The sequence below is a fragment of the Pelatocladus sp. BLCC-F211 genome (assembly GCF_041928655.1).
Taxonomy (GTDB): domain Bacteria; phylum Cyanobacteriota; class Cyanobacteriia; order Cyanobacteriales; family Nostocaceae; genus Pelatocladus.
This window is the reverse complement of the sequence record NZ_JBHFLM010000220.1, coordinates 1-2,244: the sequence shown is the minus strand read 5'-3', so window position 1 is coordinate 2,244 and position 2,244 is coordinate 1. Positions and strand designations below refer to the sequence as shown.

Below are 2,244 nucleotides of genomic sequence, written 5' to 3'. Positions count from 1 at the left end.
CCAGAATTTTTCGTACCATCAGCAGATTTAGTTTCAAAGCCTTGTGACATCAAACTGAGTCCTGACTATGTGTTAACAACAGCATTGAAGTCTTCTCATTTATCCTGCTCAGTTGTCAAGTGCGTTTTTTATCCGGTCGTGTCTTCTTATCTTCTTTTATTTGTCAAGTTCACATTACACCAAATTAGATGAGCTTACCCTGGTTAAAATTAGTTGTAAATTGGGATAAGCACTACTATTACCTGCTGATGGACGATAAAGTTTTTGTGAGTGAATCCGTTTTAATCGGGGTAATAATTCAAATCCTAAAATGCTCTCCAACCCAACCCGACCAGGGTCTGCTTTTAGGTCGCTAAAATCACATGATTGTTGAGAGTCTTGGGGATTTATGTTTTCTTCACTATCCGTAGTTGTAGTTTGAGACAACAATGCATCTATTTGAGTTTTAGTTAGGTCAGATAATTTTTGTAGCGTATTAGAAAAAAAGTTGGTTTCGTATTTACGAATAGCTGACCGGATGAGGCGTAAGGTTTGTTGGTTTGTTGGAGGCTCAATATGAATTGAACGAAATTGTTGGAAAACTAAAGCTGATAAATGTTCAATATCCTGTTCGTGTGCCAATACCTGCTCTACTAACCAGTTGATCATTTCGGTTTCATCAGATGCAGTGGCTTCACGAAAATCTAAAAAGGAGCGGATTTGAGCACGATGATATTTAATGCTACGTCCTTGCCAATCGTAGGCATGATATTCTTCCCAGGGAATGGATAGTTGTTTTGCTAGGTAAACAATAACAGGTTTAGGAACGTCGCTTTTTTCAGTTGGAAATCTACCCTCTAGTTGAAAGAATTTTAATAAAACAGCAAAACCCAATCGGTTAGCACCAATTTTGTTCTCTAAAAGTGCTTCTTCTGAGGGAAGTAGTGTCCAATGCTCTATTAATTCATCTACTTCCCAATGTCGCTTCATTAACACTTCCTCCAATTTACTCTTCACACATTATCATGAAGTGACATGAAAAGTTCCGGTTTTGCGTAGAGTCGGAATAAACTCTGACGTTCTACTCCCAATTACTTCTAAATTTCTCAGTCTTTTATCTTAAAAGGGGTCATTGTGCCAACTCTAATAGAAGATTCGGTACTTTTCTCAAAGCCTTCATACCAATAAAATCGTCATCTTTCTAAACTAAACAGTTTAGTTTGCCCCTGGCCGCAGCTTCCGTAACACTACCCCTTCTAGTTCTCGAATTCGTTGTTTTGAAACTTCATGAAGTGTTTTGAGACTGTGTGGTCCGGGTTCTTTTTTCTCTAAGTCTTGAAGCTGTGTGGTCTTGTGATTTTGCAGATCGTGGATGTAAGCCGTCAGTTCAGGCCATTTGTAAAGGTAGGAGACAGAACAACCTGCTACTTGTGCGATATTAGGAAAAGTGAGAGGTTGACCAGTATTTTGTAGATGTTGGATAGCAGATCAATACCTTCGCCAAATTTATGACCCACTAGAGGAAGTGGTAGCAGGGTGAATGCGCCCTAAATTGGTAACTGTGTGGAAAATATTCGCGAGTACAATAGGGTCTGGTTTTTGGGGAAGTAATTTTATTGTTTCCTCAACATACCTATAACCCCGAAATAGCGCCTTGAGGTCTGTGATACTGAAATCAGGGTTAAATCGACGAAAGTGAGAAAGCAAAACCTGCGAAACATTAACCATAAAAAAAGCGAGATTTGCAGCATTTGTCACGGCGTTTTTGCCAACATTCATAAAATCTTCTAGTCCCCAAAACTGTTTTGCATCACGGAAATTAAATTCGATTTGAAATCTCAAACTGTAATAATCAATAATCTTTTCATAACTTAAATTCAAATCTGTTGAAAATAACACAGCATGACTTAGATGAGAAGTTACAAGATTTATCCGCACTATAATTACAACATTTAAGGCTTGAGAAAATTCTTTATGGAGAAGTTGAGCTTGATAAAAATTTGTGCGAATATCATCAACAGTCTCAGTTTTCTTGAAAAATTTGTCTGGTATACATGAATAGTCAATCTTGTCTGCGTACTTACGACGGCACTTACGGCTAGGGTCAGGATTTTCATAAGGGATTGCTTTTCTTTGCTCAACACTGACCAGAGATAATGCGAAAAATGATAATCCGAGTATCGGCTTATCGTATAAAGAAGAAAAAAATCGCTCAATCCCATAACTTTTCTTCCCTGACTTGCTTACTACTACTTCATCTCCTGC

2 protein-coding genes are annotated in these 2,244 nt (G+C 38.0%); both read right to left on the bottom strand.

Translation table 11 applies throughout. The features are described from left to right. Positions 1-174 precede the first annotated feature (174 nt). Positions 175-969: a DUF4158 domain-containing protein gene (locus ACE1AT_RS26250; protein WP_374873756.1), complete on the bottom strand. Its 795-nt coding sequence runs from the start codon at positions 967-969 to the stop codon at positions 175-177. A 516-nt stretch (positions 970-1,485) separates the two neighbouring features. Continuing rightward, a partial coding sequence (locus tag ACE1AT_RS26245) for a transposase (RefSeq protein WP_374873754.1) occupies positions 1,486-2,244 on the bottom strand: 759 nt, incomplete at its 5' end.